The sequence below is a fragment of the Serratia sp. ASV30 genome, assembly GCF_016428815.1.
GTDB classification, from domain to species: domain Bacteria; phylum Pseudomonadota; class Gammaproteobacteria; order Enterobacterales; family Enterobacteriaceae; genus Chania; species Chania fonticola_C.
In genome coordinates, this window is the sequence record NZ_JAELTL010000075.1 from 1 (window position 1) to 21314 (window position 21314).

Sequence of the window (21314 nt, forward strand, 5' to 3'; positions counted from 1 at the left end):
CCCCCCCCCCCCCCCCCCCCCCCCCCCCCCCCCCCCCCCCCCCCCCCCCCCCCCCCCCCCCCCCCCCCCCCCCCCCCCCCCCCCCCCCCCCCCCCCCCCCCCCCCCCCCCCCCCCCCCCCCCCCTTCCCGACCCGGCGCCCCCCGAGATCTACACCCAGTTGGCATCGTCGGCAGCGTCAGATGTGTATAAGAGACAGGCCAGACATCATCGAGCAGGCTGAAAAAACCGCCATCACAACAACTGGCACAAAACTTCAGTCAGCAACAATTAGAAGTCACGCAGCTACAGCAATGTCAGAAAGGATTAGAGGTGCTTGGTACCATACAGGAGAGCATGAAAAACCGTGGGGCAATGACGTAACACGTTGATGGAATAGTCATGTTTTTCTCACCCACATTCTGCTTTTACTACAAATCTAGCTTGCTATGATGTGACCAATATCATGGCGTGCCCAACACTTTTTCATGCTCTCCGTTTCACAATCTACTCTCAGAAACAGTGCTCTGCCGAATGTCTGGGATGTCTCGGCGCGGGGCGTATAACTTATTTCCGACAACAATCCATTCCCCTTTAATCCACACTTGGACCTTTGATCCAGATATAATGGCCTGACGCCGTCAGATATCGTTTTTCCAATTGATAGAACGTAGCGCCCCTTCGGGGCGAGCACGGCAGCGTTGCTGCCTCAACCGTCTTTAAGCCCCCTACCTCATATCAACGTCGGTGCCGCCTGATCGCCCCCGCGCTGATATCCGCATAAATTAGCACGCCTGCGACGTGAGCACGCTGACGCCGAGGCCCTTTTCCCATTACCTGCCACCCTCTATACTCTGCACAATGTACATTCCGCGACCCACAAAGCTGTTGTTCCAGCATAACGACGGCTGGAGCCAGTATCTGGATAAACATGGCGACCCCCTCAGCGACTGGACCAAACTCGCCGTCGAGCGCATGCTCGCCTGCGGTACTTGCCTCATGGGCGTTCGCCGTTATTGCTGTGCCTCGCCGAACTGCACACACTCGCGCTTTTTCTGCCAGAACTGCAAGTCCAAGGCCTGCAGCAGTTGCGGCTTCAAGGCCACCGAGCAGTGGATTGCCGAGCAGCAGCACATCCTGCCCGACTGCGACTGGCAACACATCACGTTTACCATGCCCCACCTGCTGTGACCGTTTTTCAACAACAACTGGCCCCTGCTCAACGACCTGTTTCGCTGTGCCACCCGGGCCATGCTCCGCTGGGCCCGCCGACAGGGTATCGAGGTCGGCATCTTTTGTGCACTCCACACCTATGGCCGGCAGCTCAATCAGCACCCGCATATCCACGTCTCCGTCACCCGTGGCGGCCTCGACGTCAAACACAACACCTGGCGACAGCTTTTCTTTAAAAAGAAAGACGTAGAACAAATCTGGCGTAACGCCGTCATTTACCTGCTACGTGACAACTATACGCACATCAACCCCGGTGACCTGCCGGGCCTCGGCCATATCCTTAATGAGGACCGGTGGCGCCGCTACCTGCATGCCCAGTATCGCCGCGCCTGGAAAATCCACTTCGCCAAAAAGACCCGGGGTGCCTGGCGCAGCGTGAAATACCTCGGCCGTTACCTGAAACGACCACCGGTGGCAGCCTCGCAGTTGCGCCATTACCGCGGTGGCTCGATCGTTCATCAGTACTACGACCACAACACGCAGCAACACAAACGCCAGAAGCTAACCCAGGAAGAGATGCTACAACGCTATATCAGCCATATTCCGGCGCGGCATTTTAAAATGGTGCGGTACTACGGCTTTTTGGCCAACCGCAAACGGGGCCAACTGTTGCCGAAGGTTTACGAAGCGCTGTCGATGACGGTGCGGGATAAGCCCAAACGGCCCGGGTTCGCAGTGTTGATGAAAGGCTTCCTGGGCTCAGATCCGTACCAATGCATCCTGTGCGGCGATCGGCTGCGATTTGCCGGCGTCGAGGCTGGCAGGCATGCGACAGAATTACTGTCGACCAGGCTACAGCGGATGGAGAAAAAGCGATGGCTTCAGGCACCGGCTCTGGATAAGTGCGCCTGAAAAATGGGTTTTAGATTAAAAACACAGCAAAACCGGCATTTTTACGTATAACTCTTCGCGATACTGCACCATCAGGGGATACGGCACGCTACCGTTCATGGTCTGTTGCTCTCAAAAGAAACGATCCAAACTCCTAACCATGAACATATTCCCCAAGGGCATAAAGTTGCGCTGCAAGATATTCCTCAAAACGGCACTATTTTGCGCTATGGCGAAGTGATTGGCTTTGCCGCACGGGATATTCGCCGTGGCAGTTGGATTGATGAATCGCTGGTGCTGCTTCCTCCGGCACCCGAGTTGGCCAGCCTGCCACTCGCCAACAATGTACCCCAGGCATTACCGCCCCTGGAAGGTTATACCTTTGAAGGCTACCGTAATGCCGACGGCAGCGTTGGCAGCAAGAACCTGTTGGCGATCACCACCAGCGTGCACTGCGTGGCCGGTGTGGTGGATTATGTGGTAAAAATCATTGAGCGCGACCTGCTGGCGAAATACCCAAACGTCGACGGCGTGGTGGGTCTGAATCATCTCTATGGCTGCGGCGTCGCTATCAACGCTCCCGCCGCAGTGGTCCCTATCCGCACCTTACATAATCTGGCGCTCAACCCGAACTTTGGCGGCGAAGTGATGGTGGTAGGGCTCGGCTGCGAGAAGTTGCAGCCGGAACGCCTGCTGCAGGGCACCCCAGATGTCCACCCCATTACCGTGGATGAAAGCCGGATTGTGCGCCTGCAAGATGAGAAGCACGTTGGGTTCCAGGCCATGGTGGCCGATATTCTGGCCGTTGCAGAGCAGCACCTGCAACGCCTGAACCGTCGCCAGCGGGAAACCGTGCCAGCCTCAGAGCTGGTGGTGGGGATGCAATGTGGTGGTAGCGATGCCTTTTCCGGGGTGACGGCCAACCCGGCGGTGGGTTTTGCTTCCGACCTGCTGGTACGCTGCGGGGCAACCGTGATGTTTTCTGAAGTTACCGAAGTACGTGATGCCATCCACCTGTTAACCCCACGGGTCGCCGATCAACACGTTGGCAAGCGCTTACTGGAGGAGATGGCGTGGTATGACGACTACCTCAACCAAGGGCAAACCGATCGCAGCGCCAACCCTTCACCCGGCAATAAGAAAGGCGGTTTGGCTAACGTGGTGGAAAAGGCATTAGGCTCAATAGCCAAATCTGGCAGTAGCGCGATTGTCGAAGTGCTCTCCCCTGGTCAACGCCCCAGCAAGCGTGGGCTGATTTATGCCGCCACCCCTGCCAGCGACTTTGTTTGCGGCACGCAGCAGTTGGCTTCCGGCATTACGGTGCAAGTGTTCACTACCGGCCGGGGAACCCCTTACGGCCTGACTGCCGTGCCAGTGATCAAAATGGCAACGCGCAGCGCGCTGGCTGAACGCTGGCACGATCTGATCGATATCAACGCCGGAACTATCGCCACCGGGGAGGCGACCATTGAGCAGGTGGGTTGGCAACTGTTTGAGCTGATCCTGGATATCGCCAGCGGCCGCAAGCAAACCTGGTCAGATCGATGGGGTTTGTTCAACGCGTTGGCGGTATTTAACCCGGCACCTGTTACTTGAGTGCAACGCCCCTCACCCTAACCCTCTCCCCAAGGAGAGGGAACCGAATGTGCCACTGTTTCACTTTTTAGCGGGACCTCGATCCCGTATTAGCTGGTGGTTTAATTACCGCGACACCTGAAGGTTGAGGCTGGCGGACAGCTAGGCTAGTCTTCATCCAGCTGTAACCCCACATACAGCAAGAGGCGAGCATCGAAATTGGCGAGGTTCAACCCAGTCAGCTCGGAAATGCGATTGAGACGATACTCCAGCGTATTGCGGTGAATATAGAGTGCCTTGGCGGTCGCGGTGGGCCGCACATTATTCAGGAACCAGGCATTTAAGGTACGCAATAACAATCCATTTCCGTCCATCGCCTTCAAACGCTCCAACGGCCGAGCCAGCTCATCCGCCTGCCAACCACTCCGCAGGCTGCCCAGCAACACCGGCAGCATCAGATCCTGATAATAATAGGCCCAGCGCCCAGGCATGCGCTGCTTGCCAACGGCCATGGTGGTACGCGCAGTACGGTAGGAACGCACCAGGCTGCCTGGGCCAATGAAATAGTTGCCGAGCGCAATACGCACTCGCAAACGGCTGCTTTCATTGATGCGCACCAGCAGATTCTCCACTCGCCGCCGGTGGGCCTCGGCATCCCAACGCCCGTGGTGATTCAGCGCCGGTTTAAGTACCACCATCTCACTGAGAGAAACAATGGCGATCAGGTTGTCACGTTCGGGTAGCGTCAGCAGCTCCTGTAACTGCTGCAACTCGGCCATGGCGCTGTCGACCCCCAACTGGCCGCTATCCACCTCTACTACCGCCGCGACACGGGGCTGGTTGGGATCTATCCCCAGGCGGTGCGCCCATTCCATCAAGGCCGGTGACAACTCCTCCGTACGGATCAGGTTCAACACAAACTCTTCACGAAAGCGGCTGTCCTGGGCCAACAAACTCAACAAACGCGCCTGCTCCAGCATCATTTCAGCGGTCATGCAGACCAGTTCACCGTACTGCCGCAGTTGCACCGGATCGCCGGTCAGGCCGATGACCCCAACGATATTCCCGTCAACGTGCAACGGCAGATTAATACCGGGCCGAACGCCGTGCAAATGACGGGCAACGGCATCGTCAATAGCGACCACCCTGGCCTGAGACAACACCAGCAATGCCCCCTCATGCAGTTCCCCCAGCCGCTCAGGGTCGCCACTGCCAATAATCCGGCCCCGGTTGTCCATCACGTTGATATTGCTATCAATAATTTTCATGGTGCGAGCGACAATTTCCCTGGCTAGCTTGGCATCAAGATGATACTCCGCCATTGCGTCTTATCCCCGTCGGATGATAAACCAACGTTCAGCATACCGACGCGCCTCTACGGGCACATTGTGCAGATGCCCAAATACGTTTTATCCGGGCACGAGTTTGTGCTCAAACTCACAGTTTTTAAGCCATAAAAAAAGGCACGCCGCAGCGTGCCTCTGTAGAACAATGGAACAACATTACTGCATCAGCAGATACAGCGTTGAGTCGCCACGTTGGATGTTCAACGCCAGTACCGCAGGCTTGCTGTCGAGCACCTTACGCAGTTCACCCAGGTTATTGATCGGCTGCTGGTTCACACCCATGATCACGTCGCCTTTTTTCAGCCCGATGCGCGCAGCGGCACTGCCAGGTTTCACCTTCTCAATCTTCACACCTTTCACTTTGTCGGTGCTGTTGCTCAGTTCTGCACCTTCAATACCGGTGTAAATATTGCTGGAATCAACCTGCTCCTGGCTACTTTGCTCAAGCGTTACGTCAATGGTCACCGGCTTACCGTCGCGGATAATGCCCAAGGCCATCTTGGTGCCCACCGGCAAGCTGCCGATCTCGGCACGGAACGACGCAAAGCTGGAGATGGCTTTACCGTTCAGGGTGACAATCACGTCACCGGCCTTGATACCAGCCTTGGCAGCAGAGGATTTCGGCACAACCTGGCTGACGAATGCGCCACGCTGGGCGTCCACTTTCATCGCTTGCGCCAGCTCGGAGTTCAGCTCGGTCCCCATAATGCCCAACTCACCGCGTTTCACCTGGCCATATTCCACCATTTGCGAGGTCAGGTTTTTCACCATGTTGCTTGGGATTGCGAAGCCGATACCGATGTTGCCGCCGTCCGGCGCCAGGATCGCGGTGTTAATGCCAACCAGCTCACCGTTCAGGTTAACCAACGCACCGCCGGAGTTACCCCGGTTGATCGCCGCATCGGTCTGGATAAAGTTTTCGTAGTTTTCAATGTTCAAACCGCTACGCCCCAAGGCAGAAACGATCCCGGAGGTCACGGTTTCACCCAGGCCATACGGGTTACCGATCGCCACGGTATAATCCCCCACGCGCAGCTGCTCGGAATCGGCCATTTTGATCGCCGACAGGTTTTTGGCGTCTTTCAGCTGGATCAACGCAATATCAGAACGCGGATCCTTACCGATCACCTTGGCTTCAAAACGACGACCATCGCTCAATTGCACCGTGATCTTGCTGGCATTGTCTACCACGTGGTTGTTGGTGACCACATAGCCTTTGGCTGCATCGATGATGACGCCGGAACCCAGTGCTTTAAAGGCTTCCTGGGTAGTTGGCCCACCCGGTGCGCCACCTTGGCACATTGGAGACCCCTGGAAGGGTGAACCATCCTGGCAGAACGGCGACATTTGCTGTACCGTTTTCGCATCCACCGTGGCACTTCCTTCCACGTTAATGCTTACCACTGAAGGCATCACTTTTTCCAACATCGGTGCCAGGCTTGGCAACGGTTGGGCGCTAGTAGAGGCAGAAGCCGTTTCTGAGGCGTTGGCGGTAGTTACCGGACCCATTGCCAAACCAATACTCAAAGCCAGGGCGCTTAAAACCAGTGCTGTTTTTTTCATCTTCATCTGTGTGTCTCTTAAAAGTCGTTCAAAAGGAATACCGGGTCTTGGTGCTTAGTAAGAGCCTGCTGATTAGCTGAAGTTCCCCTGGTGCGGCTGGCTAATAGTAAACAAATATTGTCGGTCTTTACAAAACTCGAAATAATGTTCCAGCCTGAGAGTTATCTCGCTAAAATAAGCGAGAATTATCTCATGAATTTATTCCGCCGCCATTAAACGACGATATTCATCATAGGCATAAAGGTCGGTCATGCCGCTGATATAATCCTGTAACAACCGCGCCCGGAAATAATATTCCCGAATAGCCTGCTGCTCGGCCGAAAGATGCTGCAAACCTTCCACCGCCTCGACATAGGCCAGGCGGTGTTTGGTGGAAAGCTTGTGAAACAGCCGCGTTTCAATCGGAAACGCCCGGTGGCTGTCTTCCCGTACCAACTGGCTGAAATCGGCCAGCGACATGGCCAGCAGCGGGCTATAAATGTCCAGCAGGCCGTTGATCACCCGGTAACCCTGTAGTTCCAACTGCTCCACTTCCGGGTGGTTAAACACGTGCTTGAACGCAACATTCTTGAAGATAGCGAGCAGGCGGCAAGCCGGGCTGGCATCCTCCAACAAGGCTCCGTTAAAGTGGCCGTGATACACCGCGTCCAGGTTATCGATAAACCGCTGGGCCGCATGGGGAACCAATTTGGCAACGGTAAATACCCGCAGGTACATAAAGAACTGATCTTCTGAACTGCGGCGCGCTCCGCTGCGCTCAATTTTACGGAACGCACTGGCAACGGTCTTATCAAACAGATCCCCCGGAGCAATCTCGCCCCATTCCTGGGTTAAATGCTGATACAGCTGCTCCACGGTAAAGATGTTCTTTTCTACCGCGTCTTCCAGATCGGCCACGCAATAAGAAATATCATCGGCGGCTTCCATAATATAGGTGAGAGGGAAACGATCGAACTCTCCCATATGTAATTCGCGCCGCAAGCGATCGACAAAGGCTTCTTCCGCCAGATAAAACCCCGGCTTCTTCATCAGATAGCTGTGGCTGGCGGGAATATCGCTTGCCCAATAGGCCGGGCGGGTATATTTCAGGATGCAGCCTACCTGGGCATAGGTCAGGTTCAATTTCAGCAACGTGTAGACCAGGCGGATCGCCTGAGCATTGCCCTCAAAATGGCTGAGGTCGTGGCGAATACGGCTGCGCAGCCGGTTAAGGTCGCTCTCCCCTTCATGCAGGCGTAACACCTCTACCTGGCAACGATCGTGGCTACCCGGTTCACTGCCACAGCTGGCGGGATCGAGCCGCTGGCAGAACCAGTCGTTGATGGCAGATTCGCCGAAATGGCCAAACGGCGGATTACCTATGTCGTGCATCAGGCAGGCCATTTCGACAATGCTCTCGAAAGGATCGAGCAGCTTGCTCAGGCCGAGCGCATCAATACGCTTTTCCTGTTTGAAGCGGTTGAGGATCTCTTTGGCAATATGCCGCCCCACCTGCTGCACTTCCATCGAGTGGGTCAGACGGCTGCGTACCGCCGCGTTACGCTCCAGCGGAAACACCTGCGTTTTCTGCTGCAAACGACGTATCGCCGCAGAATTGACGATGCGACCGCGATCGCTCTCGAACTGGCGAATGATGTCGTACTCTTCTTCGGCTTCAATCGGCTTGCTAAAAGGCCGCTGAAAGCTGATCTTCTGCTTAAAGTCGATCCCGGACATCTGTTTCTCCTCCCGTTGCGCATTCCCTCCGTGATAACAATTCCCGGCGGCGGATGCAACGGTATTGCGGATTATCTCTCTCACAGAGCCATGATAGACTATGGCGCAATTTCCATACCCTATCAGCGAGTATTATTTATGAAAGTAGGCATCATCGGCGCAATGGAAGAAGAAGTTACCCTGCTGCGCGAGCAAATTGCGAACCGCCAGACCCTGCAACGTGCGGGTTGTGAGATCTATACCGGCCAAATCAACGGTGTGGAAGTCGCCCTGCTCAAATCAGGCATCGGCAAAGTGGCAGCGGCTCTGGGTACCACCCTGCTGCTGGAACAGTGCCAACCCGATGTGGTGATCAATACCGGCTCCGCCGGTGGCCTGGCCGCTACGCTGAACGTGGGCGATATCGTGGTATCTGAAGAAGTGCGCTACCACGATGCCGACGTGACCGCCTTTGGCTATGAACCAGGCCAGATGGCCGGTTGCCCACCAGCGTTCGTTGCCGATCCCGCGTTGATCGAGCTAGCGGAAAACTGCATCAAACAGCTTAACCTGAACGCGGTACGCGGCCTGATTTGCAGCGGTGACGCCTTCATTAACGGTGCCGAGCCTCTGGCCCGCATCCGCAGCACCTTCCCAACCGTTGCCGCCGTTGAGATGGAAGCCGCCGCCGTTGGCCACGTTTGCCATCAGTTCGGCACGCCATTCGTGGTGGTACGCGCGATTTCCGACGTCGCCGACAGTGAATCCCATATGAGCTTCGACGAGTTCCTGGCAGTGGCCGCCAAGCAGTCCTCGCTGATGGTCAATGCCATGCTGCAAGCCCTGGCCAAGCGCGGTTAATGTGAAGCTGCGTCTGTGCGCCCTGCTGAGCTGGCTGATCCTGGGGATGCTGCTGCCTGCCAGCGCCGCCCAACGGGTGATCAGCCTGGCACCGAGCACCACGGAGCTTGCCTACGCGGCCGGTATGGGGGATACCCTGCTGGCCGTCAGCGCTTACTCCGATTATCCCCCTGCCGCCAGGCAGCTGGAACAGGTCGCCTCCTGGCAAGGGATCAACCTGGAACGGATCCTGGCGTTGAAACCCGATCTGGTTCTCGCCTGGCGTGGCGGTAATCCCCAGCGGGTATTGGATCAGCTCGCCTCCTTCGGCATCCCGATTTTTTATGCAGATGCCAAGAATATTGACGAGATCGCCCAATCGCTGGATGCGTTGGCGCAGTACAGCCCTCACCCAGAACAGGCACATCAGGCCGCTGCCAGCCTCCGCCAACAGGTAGAGGAGCTGAAAACGCGCTATGCCAGCAATTCGCCAAGGCCAGTGCTGTTACAGTTTGGCACCCAACCGCTGTTCACCAGTTCGGCGGCCACGTTGCAAAGCCAGGTGCTGGCCTTGTGCGGCGCAGAGAATATCTTTGCCGATAGCCCCGTGCCTTGGCCGCAGGTAAGCCGTGAGCAGGTGCTGGTGCGTAAACCACAGGCCATCGTCATAAGCGGAAATGCCCAGCAGATCGCCAATGTGAAAGCCTTCTGGGGCCCGCAGCTGGACGTGCCGGTGATTGCCCTTGAGGAAGATTGGTTTAACCGTGCCGGGCCACGCATCATGCTGGCGGCACAATCACTATGCGGTCAATTGGCGGAGATCCATTGATGGTATTTTGGCTGGATATTCTTGGTACGGCGGTGTTCGCCATTTCCGGCGTGTTGCTGGCGGGCAAATTACGGATGGATCCCTTTGGCGTCTTGGTACTGGGGGTAGTGACCGCAGTCGGTGGCGGGACGATCCGTGATATGGCGCTCGCCAACGGCCCGGTATTCTGGGTAAAGGATCCCACCGATCTGGTGGTGGCGATGATCACCTGCGTGCTGACGCTGCTGCTGGTGCGCCAGCCGCGTCGCTTACCGAAATGGATCCTGCCGGTGCTGGATGCCATCGGGCTGGCGGTGTTCGTGGGGATCGGCGTCAATAAGGCGTTCGCCGCTGGCAGTGGGCCGCTGGTGGCCGTCTGCATGGGAGTGATCACCGGCGTCGGCGGCGGGATTATCCGCGACGTGCTGGCCCGCGAGATCCCGATGATCCTGCGAACCGAAGTCTACGCCACAGCCTGCATCGTTGGTGGCACGGTGCACGTCACGGCGTTCTACACCTTTGGCATGCCGCTACAGCATGCCATGATGCTGGGGATGATCATCACGCTGGGCATCCGCCTGGCCGCCATTCGTTGGCATCTGAAACTACCGGCCTTTATCCTCGAACAGTAATTCTTGCCTCCGCCAGCTTCGGCGGAGGCTTTCCTGCCAAGCAGTATATTCGACTATTATATACGCAATGTGCTATTATTTTGCGCTAATAAAATGCGCTTGAATAATGTAATCACCTGGTTAACTCTTCGTTAAAAATTATCCCGCGCCGTTAAGTTCCGTTCACTTTTGCCGATAGGTCCTATTTGTGGCCTGCGGATAGGTATTGTTTTGAGTTTACGCATGAAGAAAAATCTTTTGATCGCCAGCACACTGTTGTTGAGCAGCAGTGTGCTGGCCGAAAACACCAGCGGCAAGATGGGTATCAGTCTGACGATTGTGCCCACCTGCAGCGTAACCACGACTGACAACACGCCACAGGTGGAATGCGGCAATGGCACAGTCTTGCAGCCGAAGATGAGCCACAGCAAACGGGTAGTAGACGATCGGGAAAGTGAACTGATCACCGTGGAATGGTAGGCACAAAAAAACCCGCGCACCGTACAGGCAGGCGGGTTTTTTAACGGCGGCGGATCAGATACTGAATGAAGAACCGCAGCCACAGGTGGTCTTGGCATTCGGGTTAGTCACGATAAAGCGTGAACCTTCCAACCCTTCGGTGTAATCCACCGCGCCGCCAACCAGATATTGCAGGCTCATCGGATCAACCACCAGCGCAACGCCCTGTTTCTCGATGGTCATATCGCCGTCGTTGATCTTGTCATCAAACGTGAAGCCGTACTGGAATCCACTGCAGCCGCCACCGGTAATGTAAACCCGCAACTTCAGGTTTGGATTCTCTTCGTCAGCAATCAGGAATTTCACCTTGCTTGCTGCTGCCTCGGTAAATTGCAGGGGCAGTGCTGTTTCATCACTCATACTCGTTACTCCCAACAGTGTTTCACATCAGGCGACGACGACGGTAACCTGATTAATGGTGCTGATTATCTAATACCTGAGTGTTGCGTTCAAGTATTCACCGCATTTGTTGTATTTTCTTTACCTGTTTTCTCGGCCAATTCCTGCTGCTGCCTTTGTAAGGTGCGGGCTAAAATGGCGGAATACAATGGCTTACCGCCCAGAAACTGCGCCACCAGGGTCGCGCCGAGGCAGGTGATAATCATCGGTAAAATCAGCTGATAGTTATCGGTCATTTCCAATACCAGCACAATACCGGTTAACGGCGCACGCACGGTCGCGGCAAACAACGCTCCCATGCCCGCAATAGCAAAGGTGCCAGCCTCAAGCCCATACTCTGGGAACAGGTGAGCGCCCAAAAGGCCAAAAGCGGTGCCTAGCAGCGTCCCCAGAGCGAGCATCGGTGCAAAAATACCGCCCGGCGCGCCTGAACCGAAGCAGAGCACCGTGGTGATCACCCGTGCGATAAAGATAAACAACAGCATGCCAACGCTGTAGTTACCCGCCGCCGCGATCGGGATCAAGGACGAACCGCCACCCGCGGCTGCTGGCTCGATCAGCCCAAGCACGCCACAAGCGCCCCCTAGCAGAGCACCAATCAGCAGGAACTTGCTCATCTTGCCACCATGGAAACGGGCAAACATATCCTGCGTACGAAACACCAGTGCGTTAAACATCACCCCTACCGCGCCAAACACCGTCCCCAACACCAGGTACAACCACAGCGTATTGAGCGGTGCCGAAGCGAGTTTACCCACTTCGATCAGCGGACTCTCACCATTAAAAATACGAAAGACAATGCTCGACATAATCACGCCGATAAACACCGCCTTGATGGAAATCAGGTTGTAACGAAACTGCGGCCGCATCTCTTCAATAACGAACAAGATCCCTGCCAGAGGGGCGTTAAACGCGGCGGAGAGACCGGCTGCGGCACCGGTAGCCAGCATGGAGTGGCGCGCTTCCGCACTGCGCATACGGAAAATATCCAGCACCATTCGTCCAGCATTAGCCCCCATCTGTACCGTCGGCCCTTCACGCCCTAGCACCATGCCAGCGCCGAGCGTCCCCATACCGCCGATAAATTTCACCGGGATCACCCGCCACCAGCGCACCGGGCGTAACTCTTCCAGCGCCCCTTCAATCTCTGGGATCCCTGAACCCCCCGCCTCTGGCGCAAAACGTTTGACCAGATAAAAGCCAAAAGCGGCCAGCACGGCAGACAAAATAAACGCCAGCGGCCACACCAGGAACCAGGAGTTGGCGACAGAGGCCAGGCCCGACAGCCGTTGCTGTTGCACCCACTCCACCGCTTTATCAAAGGCGACGCCCAACAATCCCGCCAATGTCCCTACCACCGCCGCCATGATCAGGATGGCAACCGGCGTTTTATCCTGGCGAATAAACTGACGGACTCTATGGTTGCGAGTCAGGCGCACGCCTGAAGCCGCAGAAGGCTGTTGCTGTAATTCAGTCATAGTGAGTTCATTATTGAATTGAAAAATCAGACTAATAGCGATGTAAGCTATTCTAGCTCAGTCGTTGCCCTACCGTCCCCTCTAAATAGGTATCGGACTATGATCGTTTCATAACTCCGCACTCTCCACTAGAATAGCGCGGTCAAATCATTCAACAGCAAACCCAGGAGCCGGTTTATGAGCTTACACAGTAAGTCCGAAAGTCTGTACGCCCAGGCGCAACAGCTGATCCCAGGCGGAGTCAACTCCCCAGTGCGTGCATTCACCGGTGTAGGCGGTACCCCGCTGTTTATCGAACGTGCCGACGGTGCCTATCTGTTTGATGCCGATGGTAAAGCCTATATCGATTATGTCGGTTCCTGGGGCCCGATGGTGCTGGGCCATAACCATCCGGCGATCCGCAATGCAGTGATCGAGGCGGCACAACGCGGCCTGAGCTTCGGCGCGCCTACCGAGATGGAAGTGAAAATGGCCGAGTTGGTGACCAATCTGGTGCCAACCATGGATATGGTACGTATGGTGAACTCCGGTACCGAAGCCACCATGAGCGCCATTCGTCTGGCCCGTGGCTATACCAACCGCGACAAGATCATCAAGTTTGAAGGCTGCTACCACGGCCACGCCGACTGCCTGCTGGTAAAAGCCGGTTCCGGCGCACTGACGCTGGGCCAGCCGAACTCACCGGGCGTGCCGGCAGACTTCGCCAAGCACACGCTAACCTGTACCTATAACGATCTCGACTCCGTGCGTACCGCATTCGAGCAGTATCCTTCAGAGATCGCCTGTATCATCGTTGAACCGGTGGCGGGCAACATGAACTGCATTCCACCGCTGCCAGACTTCCTGCCGGGGCTGCGCGCCCTGTGTGACAAGTATGGCGCGCTGTTGATCATTGATGAAGTGATGACCGGTTTCCGCGTCGCGCTGGCCGGTGCTCAGTCTTATTACGATGTGGTACCAGACCTGACCTGCCTGGGCAAAATTATCGGTGGCGGTATGCCGGTGGGGGCCTTCGGTGGCCGCCGTGAAGTGATGGCCGCTCTGGCGCCTACCGGGCCGGTGTATCAGGCTGGTACGCTGTCTGGCAACCCGATTGCCATGGCCGCCGGTTTCGCCTGCCTGACCGAGGTTTCCCAGGTTGGCATTCACCAGACCTTGACCGAGCTGACCAACAAGCTGGCAGAAGGCCTATTGGCGGCGGCCAAGGCAGAGAACATACCGTTTGTCGTCAACCATGTAGGCGGCATGTTCGGGTTGTTCTTTACCGATGCGTCAACGGTCACCTGCTATCAGGACGTGATGAGTTGCGATGTCGAGCGCTTCAAGCGCTTCTTCCATCTGATGTTGGATGAGGGAGTTTATCTGGCCCCGTCGGCATTCGAGGCTGGCTTTATGTCTGTCGCACACAGCGACGAAGATATACAGCGCACCGTCGATGCTGCGCGCCGCTGCTTCGCCAAGCTGTAATCTTCTGGCGGGCGCCACTCGGCGCCCGCCGTTACCTTCAGAGCAAGGTACCGTAAATCGTCAATATCGCCACGACCACCACCACAATCAGGGTCACTTTACGCGCTAACGTTACCGCGGCGCGCGGCGTTTGAACCGGGTCCATATGTGGTTCACGGACCAAAGAGAACTGCGCCAAACGCGTCAACACCTGATACTGCGGAGTATGACGATCCCCCAGCGAAGCAAACCACGCAGGCAGCGCCCTTTCACCATGCCCAATCAGCGCATACGCTACCCCAGCCAGACGAACCGGGATCCAGTCCAACACATGCAGCAGGAAGTCGATCCCCGTTTGCGAGCGTTGCAGCGGTGAATGATGCCGCGCAAGCCAGGTTTGGTAGGCCCGTAGAAAAGCATAGCCTGCCAGAGCGAGCGGCCCATATGGCCCGCACACCGCAAACCAGAACAGCGGTGCCAGATAGTAGCGATAGTTAATCCACAGCAGCGCGTTTTGCAGCTCACGCAGGCGTTCTTCTGCGCTGCATTCCACCGGTAAACCGTGGATCAGCGCCAGCTCTTCCGCCATCTGATCGCTGGCGTGGGTATCGCCCTGCCGCGCGGCCTGCAAATAGGCCCGATAATGTTTGCGTGTGATACCGGCCCCAACGCACAGCAGACCAATCACAATCCACAGCAGTAGCGCCACAACGCCGAAGAACAGGCCCTGGGCCAGCCACAGGATGCCCCAGACGATAAACATCCAGACCAGGGTCATTGCCAACGTTTGTGCCAAAGAAAACCGATGCAGCCGCTGAAACACCACTTCTAAACGATGATCCAACTGCCAATGCTCACCCAGTTTAAACAGGCGTTCCCACGCCAAAACCAGTAACAGCGTAAACAGCGTCATTAGCTAATCCTCTCCTTCTGTCTGTTCCCCAGCATAATGCTTGCGGTGGTACGAGTGCCAGCAGCAGAGTAGCATGTTTCCGAGAAGTGAATTTAATGCATTGATAATAAATGGATTAGTTTCCTGTACTGCCACATCAAGCACGGTACCCGGCAGTCGTGGCCTGTTGATGTCAGTCAGTACAAAAAATCATCTTGACGGACACTATTTTCAGTTGCCCAAACGTAGTCCTAAAATAACGCGGTGAATGACCTATATCCAGTATTTTATTAATACTGAATATAGGCCTGATTACCCTATGATGAAAACGTTATAGGTTAAAAAACACGTTCGTCACCATTGGCCTGCAATAATATTAAGGCTGCAAAGCTTCCGTATATTCAGCCACGCTCACTCTAATTGCTGAGTATTGGCAAGTATACACGGTATGAGGTTGATTCGAGGGATCACTGAATGGCTCTTTATACCTTACCACAGAGTAACCGTTGGAATCGGGAACGATCACTTCTGTGGCACCTTGACTTGCCTGATAGTATTGCCCATCGGATAAATCCTTAAATGCGAACTGATAGATAGGACCTATCTGGAGCAACCCATTATTATCGACACTACGCCGATCGTTGGTCATCCAACCGCCTGTTAGACGAACATAAGTATTATCAATGGTATCGCCAACTTCTGCTTTATACAGTCGATAGAGAACATTTAACGGTAGCTTTTTCATATTAAATCCTCGTAATACACCTGTGGTGTAAGTTATAAGTTATTGCAAAATTCTATTGATGATTTTATTTATCCAACAGAACACTGTCTGGATAAACAGTATACCAAATAATGGAAGGTTGAGATATTCAATGCGGTTGTGTTGGCGGTAGCACAACTTGCAGCATGGCTAAGGTGGCACGCCGTAGGGGCGCTGCATGTCGCGCCCGTGTTAAGGTCAGATGTGGGAGTAAAATTGTGGCACATTCAGTCCCCTCTCCCTGTGGGAGAGGGTTAGGGTGAGGGGGATGACAGCATCACTAACCTATTGATATTACGTAGAACTAGCGACTGGCACGGGGCTATAAAACAGAGTAGCATGTGGATCCACCGACCTATCGTCCATTTCCGGAGTTTGCCATGCCGACCCGTCGCTACAGTGCCGACAGCCGCCGTACCGCGCTTCTCGAACGTATTGCCAATGATGTCCCTGCCACCGTCGCCCAGGCGCTGAGCGAAGATCTAGGGGGAACCGTGGATGCCGAGCGCGATATCACCGCGCAACTGCTACCCGCAGATAAGCAGGCCAAAGCCACGGTGATCACTCGTGAACCCGGCGTCTTCTGTGGCCGCCGCTGGTTGGAAGAGGTGTTTATCCAACTGGGTGGGCAAGTGAAGATCGAGTGGTTGGTGGAAGATGGCGATAAACTGGTGCCCAACCAGTCGCTATGCCGCCTGAGCGGCCCGGCGCGTATATTGCTGACGGGCGAACGTACCGCGCTGAACTTCGTGCAAACGCTCTCCGGCGTAGCCACGGCGGTAAGCCGCTATGTAGCGTTGCTGCAAGGCACACAAACCCGGCTGCTGGATACCCGCAAGACACTGCCCGGCCTGCGCACCGCGCTGAAATATGCCGTGCTGTGCGGCGGTGGCAGCAATCACCGCCTGGGCCTTTCGGATGCTTTCCTGATCAAGGAAAACCACATCATTGCTTCTGGCTCGATCAAAAACGCGGTAGAGAAAGCCTTCTGGCTGCACGCCGACGTGCCGGTAGAAGTGGAAGTAGAATCGCTGGATGAGCTGCAACAAGCGCTGGATGCCGGTGCCGATATTGTCATGCTGGATAATTTCAGCGTCGAGATGATGCGTGATGCCGTTGCCCTGGCCCAGGGACGCACGCAGTTGGAAGTTTCCGGCAACGTCACCGATCAAACCCTGCGCGAGTTTGCCGAAACCGGAGTGGATTATATCTCTGTCGGGGCGCTGACCAAACACGTTACCGCGCTCGATCTGTCAATGCGTTTTAACTGATCTATTATTGGCAACGCCTCTTCCTGGGGCGTTGTTCCTTATGTGAGAGCCACTCACACAGCATCTCCCTACCTACCAATGCGGATTTAAGCGAACACGTTGATAAACTCAGCAATAATACCAAAGGCTTGGGGTCAGCTCCCCGACCATCTGGACTCCATCATGGGGCAGCCAACTGTCGGTAAAGATGCTTTGTACCGCGATCAGTTGGGCATAGTGGCGGATCCCCAGCTTGTGCATGGCTATTCCCTTCTGTGTGGAGATGGTTTTGATACTGCGCCTCGTCAGCGTGGCAATTTCGGCGGGAGTCATCCCCTGTATCAGGTACTCGACCACCTGCCGCTCACCCATAGACAACGTTTCCTCATCACACCCCGGTAAAGTGCAGCCAGCCCGGCTATCCTCCCCCAACAGAATCTGACGCAATTGCGCATGCCATAAGACTAACGGTTGCCCCAGATCCACGATATGTCTCACCCCCAGACGGCGCAACCGAGTCACCAGATAAGGAATGGGGTCATCCAGAATAGCCATCAGCGCAACGCCGGGAAAAGAGATACGCACCTGCTGAATAAAGCGCAAGGCTAGCAATAAGTCTGTCTGTTGCCCAACGTGCAATGACATAACCAGCACATCCACCGGCTGTGCATCCAGATACCATTGTGCTTCAGCGGCTTTCTGGCAGTGCCAGACTCGCGATAGCGAGTGGGTGTTGAGCAATGCCCAGATCCCAGCCTGAAAGAAACGGCACGGTGAAACTACTGCCACCCGGTACCGCTTCTGGTCAATCATGTCGTTACATACCAGGGGGAGTTTGGCGTGCTGTAGGGCGTGTCGGTGACCTGACTGCGTAAATGCTGGAACAGTTCCGCATCATTGCGAACCCCCAACTTGCGCATGCTATTGCACTTATGTGCGCTGATGGTTTTGACACTGCGATGCAGTAAATCAGCCACGTCAGAAACGCTCATTCCCTGCTGCAAGTACTCCAGTACCTTATGTTCCGCCTGCGTCAACACCACCAAACTGTCCTGCACTTGCGCAGGAGTGGCACTGTGCAGCAGGTACATTGCCATACTGGGGCTACAAACCTTGGCACCGGTCAACGCCTGTGCCATATCACGGCGAGTCTGCTCCTGCGACTCCTGGCGGGCAAGCAGGCTGATGTGCGGCCGGAGATTCAAACGCGTCAACAACGCAATGTCCCGGCAATAGGTGCACACCACGATACGCAGCGCGGGCGCACGTTCAGAGAGCATCAGCAACTGTTGCGTGTCGCGGGCAATCTCCTGCGGCGAGCCACTGAGCACCACCGCCAACAGGTCAATTTGTGGCGGCGCCCATTGCGCCAGCAATTGCTCAAGCGAAGAGACCATCACCACCAGATGCATAGGGGGATCAAGGTTCTGAATAAAATGTGCCATCCCTGCCTGAAGCAAGGGGATAGGGGCAACAACGGCCAGTTTGACAACCGATAAAGGCGTATTCATGAGCGACTCCTAGATCAGTAATCCATTACGCGCCAGATAATCTCCACGTGTATAGAGATCGCTATCACTATGGAAGCCGAGCTTAATCATGGCACGGCGTTTATGGGTGCTGATGGTGCGCACATCCCGAGCTAGCACCCGCGCCGTGTCGGTCACGGTTCTGCCAGCAAACAGGCACTCCAGTACGTCCATCTCACGTCCGGTTAGCGACAATGACGGCGCGCCATTGCCAATCAGGTTCACCGCTGACGGGCTAAGACTGGACAACCCCGCCATCGCGCAGAGAACGCCTTGTGTCAGTGATGACAGGGGATCCTGTTTAAGGTAGATACCGCTGACCCTCAACGTTCTCAACTGTGCAAGCAGGTGCGGCTCCTGCAAAGAGGTGGCGACGATAAGCGGCACCCGTGCCCAGTACTGGCGTAAATGGCTAATCATTCGCAGCCCCTCCAATACCGACTCACCTTCGCCACACAGTTCGGTGATCACCACATCCACCTTGCCTTGCTGCATCGCCACTGGCAGATCGCACACCTTTTCTACGTGCACACAATCCATGACCTGAAACTGTGGTGGCTGGAATGCAGAGCAGATCCCGGCACGCGTTATCGGGCAAGCGTCCATGAGCAATACCCGGTCGATGCGGCATGCCGTCTGCATTTTCGGTAGGGGTGTGTTGTTCCATACGGTTGATGTCATCATGATAATAGTTCCGTTATTAATGACTCAGCTTGTCCTGATAGGTGCTGGCACCCAAAATAGACTTGGGTGCCGATATTAAAGCTTGCTACGCCAATACACACAGCGGCCAGGGAAACCAACGCCGGCCGTCAAACTCGATCGCGTTTTATCCCCTGAGCGAACTGACCTTGCTCATCAGTTATAGGTAAAATCGACTGACATTACCGCAGCGATATTACCCGGCGTAACCGCCCCTTTGGCATAAGCACTGGCTCTCAATGCAAATGTTGCCGAGTTTCCTACCACCGTCATATCCATGGTAGATCCTGGGTTTTGCAGGGCATTCGGAGCCGCATCCTGTTTAACTTCTACCGCCACGTTATCTGCCATACCCGTACCGCTGGTTGTCGCGTAGCGCCCGCCAGCCGCAGCGTCCGTCGTGCCGCTAAATGATGCGGTAACTTTGCTGGTTGTCGTCGGACAGTCCTTCACTACCAACTTGAATGGCACTGGAGTGGAAGTATTTCCCGCCGTCGACAGGCTGGTCGCCTGAATGTTGGTCCCCAGATTGACGTTCAAATCTGAGTTGGTGGTATCTACCGTGCAGGGCGAAGCGACCACAACGCCGGTAATATTAACTTGAGTTGGAGCTGCCACTGCCTGATTAACACCGGCCCCCAAAACCAATAAGGCCAGCAGCGTACGTTGAGTTTGTTTTTTCATGAGGTTTCCTTACTGTTACCGTCTGTATTCAGGCAGGGAATTCCTGCCTGATTTCCTTGAGTTAAAAAAACTTAATTAATTTCTGCATTAATGGTAGCCACAGCATTAAACTGCCCTATCGCCGGGGGATTGCCAGTCACGTTCATCGGTGCCAGACTCATAGAGCTGGTCCCAGTTTGTGAAGAATAGTCGAAGGTGACAGGCAGATTTCCATTGACCGGCGGCACGATATTACCGTTCGCGTCACGTACCCGAACCCCGATATCATTATTGTCCGTCTTCAATGCGGTTGGGTCCCCCCCCGATGGCTCACCACTAAAGGATAAGCTGACGACAACACCGTTAGAAATATTGTTACAGGCCAGCGTCATATCAACGACTTTGGGGGTAAACCCATTGGCAATTTCACCGGGATTCTTGATGTCATTTGACATGATATTGCCAAACTTGACATTAATGACCTGCCCTGCATTAATTTCACAAGATTGTGGTACCGTTACCGATCCGCTCATATAGACAGACGACATCGGCATCCCGCCATAGGATCCAGTGACTTTTGTGCCATAAAGGTCCAGGATCTTAGTGCTTGGGATGACGACCTGCCCCACAAATGGCCGGGTAAAGTATAAAGACACATAGCCATTAGCGCCGGATATCCAGTTCGTCACACCCGAACAGGCACTGGGAAATAGATTGTCCACGTTAGGGAATGGGGTGGCAATCCATTTCTTCAGGTTCCCTCCAACATATAATTCAGTTGCCACTTCCAGATATTTATTTATTGAATAAAAATGTAATCCATCAAAGTCCCGCGTAGCTGTCAGATTGCCCGGGACCTCTGCCTTATAGAAGGTGTTGGCCGAGGCGGTACAATCACAGTTGGCAGCGTAATTCGCAGCTAAATTCCACTGGTAGGTTTGATGAAAATACATGCCAGCCTTGTTGTCCGCTGGATTGTCGTACTGTTTGACAAAGGGGAAGTTATATATCTTCGTGCCGGTTACCGTGGTACACCACCCGGTTGCAGCAAAGCTTGATACGGAAAACAGGCACAGCAGGCCGCCCAATGTTAATTTAACTAACCTGATTAACTTCATCATCGTTCCTTACCGGCACTGCGCATTCAGCATCTGAATGCCAGCACTTTCCGTTGTCTGTTTTGTCAGTGAGTA

General features: G+C 55.1%; 19 protein-coding genes and 2 pseudogenes. 9 read left to right on the forward strand and 12 right to left on the reverse strand.

The genetic code is table 11. The features are described from left to right. The 3 genes and pseudogenes from JHD74_RS23015 to garD all read left to right on the forward strand — a co-directional run. Positions 1–222 (forward strand): hypothetical protein (locus tag JHD74_RS23015; protein ID WP_199063581.1); only part of this gene is annotated, 222 nt, incomplete at its 5' end. Between the two features lie 617 nt (positions 223–839). Next, positions 840–2063, forward strand: a pseudogene (locus tag JHD74_RS23020) (IS91 family transposase). A 141-nt stretch (positions 2064–2204) separates the two neighbouring features. Next, positions 2205–3638, forward strand: a pseudogene (garD, locus tag JHD74_RS23025) (galactarate dehydratase); the annotation flags it as partial. Positions 3639–3784: 146 nt separating this feature from the next. On the opposite strand, the gene JHD74_RS23030 reads toward garD, so the two are convergent. The 3 genes from JHD74_RS23030 to dgt all read right to left on the reverse strand — a co-directional run bounded on the left by JHD74_RS23030 (position 3785) and on the right by dgt (position 8242). Beyond that, positions 3785–4939, reverse strand: a complete 1155-nt coding sequence (locus JHD74_RS23030) for a CdaR family transcriptional regulator (protein ID WP_199063582.1) — start codon at positions 4937–4939, stop codon at positions 3785–3787. 180 nt (positions 4940–5119) lie between these two features. Continuing rightward, positions 5120–6526 carry a serine endoprotease DegP gene (gene degP / locus JHD74_RS23035; RefSeq protein WP_199063593.1) on the reverse strand — a complete coding sequence of 469 codons (1407 nt, stop codon included), beginning with the start codon at positions 6524–6526 and terminating at the stop codon, positions 5120–5122. A 198-nt stretch (positions 6527–6724) separates the two neighbouring features. Continuing rightward, a complete protein-coding gene (dgt, locus tag JHD74_RS23040; protein ID WP_199063583.1) occupies positions 6725–8242 on the reverse strand; it encodes a dGTPase in 1518 nt (505 codons plus the stop codon). 138 nt (positions 8243–8380) lie between these two features. Between dgt and mtnN the strand changes: the two genes are divergently transcribed. From mtnN to JHD74_RS23060, 4 genes are all read left to right on the forward strand, one after another. Then, positions 8381–9082: a 5'-methylthioadenosine/S-adenosylhomocysteine nucleosidase gene (gene mtnN, locus JHD74_RS23045; protein ID WP_065687057.1), complete on the forward strand. Its 702-nt coding sequence runs from the start codon at positions 8381–8383 to the stop codon at positions 9080–9082. A 1-nt stretch (position 9083) separates the two neighbouring features. After that, positions 9084–9890: a vitamin B12 ABC transporter substrate-binding protein BtuF gene (gene btuF / locus JHD74_RS23050; protein ID WP_260524228.1), complete on the forward strand. Its 807-nt coding sequence runs from the start codon at positions 9084–9086 to the stop codon at positions 9888–9890. After that, complete coding sequence (locus JHD74_RS23055) at positions 9887–10501, forward strand: TRIC cation channel family protein (protein ID WP_024483478.1); 615 nt, start codon at positions 9887–9889, stop codon at positions 10499–10501. The genes btuF and JHD74_RS23055 overlap by 4 nt, the downstream gene beginning before the upstream one ends. A gap of 222 nt (positions 10502–10723) precedes the next feature. Continuing rightward, entirely contained in the window at positions 10724–10960 is a 237-nt protein-coding gene (locus JHD74_RS23060) for a hypothetical protein (RefSeq protein WP_199063584.1), read from the forward strand. Positions 10961–11014: 54 nt separating this feature from the next. Here the strand turns inward: JHD74_RS23060 and erpA are convergent, their stop codons facing one another. Both erpA and clcA read right to left on the reverse strand, forming a co-directional pair. Next, positions 11015–11359, reverse strand: a complete 345-nt coding sequence (gene erpA / locus JHD74_RS23065) for an iron-sulfur cluster insertion protein ErpA (RefSeq protein ID WP_021179368.1) — start codon at positions 11357–11359, stop codon at positions 11015–11017. A gap of 89 nt (positions 11360–11448) precedes the next feature. Then, positions 11449–12876, reverse strand: a complete 1428-nt coding sequence (gene clcA / locus JHD74_RS23070; protein WP_199063585.1) for a H(+)/Cl(-) exchange transporter ClcA — start codon at positions 12874–12876, stop codon at positions 11449–11451. Between the two features lie 177 nt (positions 12877–13053). Here clcA and hemL point away from each other — a divergent pair, with 177 nt between their 5' ends. Beyond that, a complete protein-coding gene (gene hemL / locus JHD74_RS23075; RefSeq protein ID WP_199063586.1) occupies positions 13054–14343 on the forward strand; it encodes a glutamate-1-semialdehyde 2,1-aminomutase in 1290 nt (429 codons plus the stop codon). 37 nt (positions 14344–14380) lie between these two features. Here hemL and ampE read toward each other — a convergent pair whose 3' ends face one another. Together ampE and JHD74_RS23085 are read right to left on the reverse strand one after the other, a co-directional pair. After that, positions 14381–15235: a beta-lactamase regulator AmpE gene (ampE, locus tag JHD74_RS23080; RefSeq protein WP_199063587.1), complete on the reverse strand. Its 855-nt coding sequence runs from the start codon at positions 15233–15235 to the stop codon at positions 14381–14383. A 355-nt stretch (positions 15236–15590) separates the two neighbouring features. Further along, entirely contained in the window at positions 15591–15959 is a 369-nt protein-coding gene (locus tag JHD74_RS23085) for a hypothetical protein (protein ID WP_199063588.1), read from the reverse strand. 398 nt (positions 15960–16357) lie between these two features. Here JHD74_RS23085 and nadC point away from each other — a divergent pair, with 398 nt between their 5' ends. Then, a complete protein-coding gene (nadC, locus tag JHD74_RS23090; protein ID WP_199063589.1) occupies positions 16358–17248 on the forward strand; it encodes a carboxylating nicotinate-nucleotide diphosphorylase in 891 nt (296 codons plus the stop codon). A 108-nt stretch (positions 17249–17356) separates the two neighbouring features. Here nadC and JHD74_RS23095 read toward each other — a convergent pair whose 3' ends face one another. From JHD74_RS23095 to JHD74_RS23115, 5 genes are all read right to left on the reverse strand, one after another. Next, on the reverse strand, positions 17357–18040 hold the full coding sequence (locus JHD74_RS23095) for a LuxR C-terminal-related transcriptional regulator (protein ID WP_199063590.1): 684 nt from the start codon (positions 18038–18040) through the stop codon (positions 17357–17359). Beyond that, on the reverse strand, positions 18037–18738 hold the full coding sequence (locus tag JHD74_RS23100) for a response regulator transcription factor (protein ID WP_199063591.1): 702 nt from the start codon (positions 18736–18738) through the stop codon (positions 18037–18039). Before JHD74_RS23100 ends, JHD74_RS23095 begins: the two co-directional genes overlap by 4 nt. Before the next feature lie 9 nt (positions 18739–18747). Beyond that, positions 18748–19440 (reverse strand): response regulator transcription factor, encoded by a 693-nt coding sequence (locus JHD74_RS23105; RefSeq protein WP_080660661.1) that lies wholly within the window; start codon positions 19438–19440, stop codon positions 18748–18750. Positions 19441–19614: 174 nt separating this feature from the next. Further along, positions 19615–20142, reverse strand: coding sequence for a fimbrial protein (locus JHD74_RS23110; protein ID WP_074031852.1), 528 nt, complete (start codon positions 20140–20142; stop codon positions 19615–19617). Positions 20143–20213: 71 nt separating this feature from the next. Next, positions 20214–21242: a fimbrial protein gene (locus JHD74_RS23115; protein WP_233169647.1), complete on the reverse strand. Its 1029-nt coding sequence runs from the start codon at positions 21240–21242 to the stop codon at positions 20214–20216. Positions 21243–21314: the final 72 nt, after the last annotated feature.

What these genes read in the sequence shown, in the direction of transcription:
- JHD74_RS23115 (WP_233169647.1), bottom strand. Translation starts at nt 21,242, where the DNA reads ATGATGAAGTTAATCAGGTTAGTTAAATTAACATTGGGCGGCCTGCTG.
- dgt (WP_199063583.1), bottom strand. Translation starts at nt 8,242, where the DNA reads ATGTCCGGGATCGACTTTAAGCAGAAGATCAGCTTTCAGCGGCCTTTT.
- degP (WP_199063593.1), bottom strand. Translation starts at nt 6,526, where the DNA reads ATGAAAAAAACAGCACTGGTTTTAAGCGCCCTGGCTTTGAGTATTGGT.
- JHD74_RS23100 (WP_199063591.1), bottom strand. Translation starts at nt 18,738, where the DNA reads ATGAATACGCCTTTATCGGTTGTCAAACTGGCCGTTGTTGCCCCTATC.
- mtnN (WP_065687057.1), top strand. Translation starts at nt 8,381, where the DNA reads ATGAAAGTAGGCATCATCGGCGCAATGGAAGAAGAAGTTACCCTGCTG.
- JHD74_RS23105 (WP_080660661.1), bottom strand. Translation starts at nt 19,440, where the DNA reads ATGATGACATCAACCGTATGGAACAACACACCCCTACCGAAAATGCAG.
- ampE (WP_199063587.1), bottom strand. Translation starts at nt 15,235, where the DNA reads ATGACGCTGTTTACGCTGTTACTGGTTTTGGCGTGGGAACGCCTGTTT.
- JHD74_RS23095 (WP_199063590.1), bottom strand. Translation starts at nt 18,040, where the DNA reads ATGATTGACCAGAAGCGGTACCGGGTGGCAGTAGTTTCACCGTGCCGT.
- nadC (WP_199063589.1), top strand. Translation starts at nt 16,358, where the DNA reads ATGCCGACCCGTCGCTACAGTGCCGACAGCCGCCGTACCGCGCTTCTC.
- JHD74_RS23030 (WP_199063582.1), bottom strand. Translation starts at nt 4,939, where the DNA reads ATGGCGGAGTATCATCTTGATGCCAAGCTAGCCAGGGAAATTGTCGCT.
- clcA (WP_199063585.1), bottom strand. Translation starts at nt 12,876, where the DNA reads ATGACTGAATTACAGCAACAGCCTTCTGCGGCTTCAGGCGTGCGCCTG.
- hemL (WP_199063586.1), top strand. Translation starts at nt 13,054, where the DNA reads ATGAGCTTACACAGTAAGTCCGAAAGTCTGTACGCCCAGGCGCAACAG.
- erpA (WP_021179368.1), bottom strand. Translation starts at nt 11,359, where the DNA reads ATGAGTGATGAAACAGCACTGCCCCTGCAATTTACCGAGGCAGCAGCA.
- JHD74_RS23085 (WP_199063588.1), bottom strand. Translation starts at nt 15,959, where the DNA reads ATGAAAAAGCTACCGTTAAATGTTCTCTATCGACTGTATAAAGCAGAA.
- JHD74_RS23110 (WP_074031852.1), bottom strand. Translation starts at nt 20,142, where the DNA reads ATGAAAAAACAAACTCAACGTACGCTGCTGGCCTTATTGGTTTTGGGG.
- JHD74_RS23060 (WP_199063584.1), top strand. Translation starts at nt 10,724, where the DNA reads ATGAAGAAAAATCTTTTGATCGCCAGCACACTGTTGTTGAGCAGCAGT.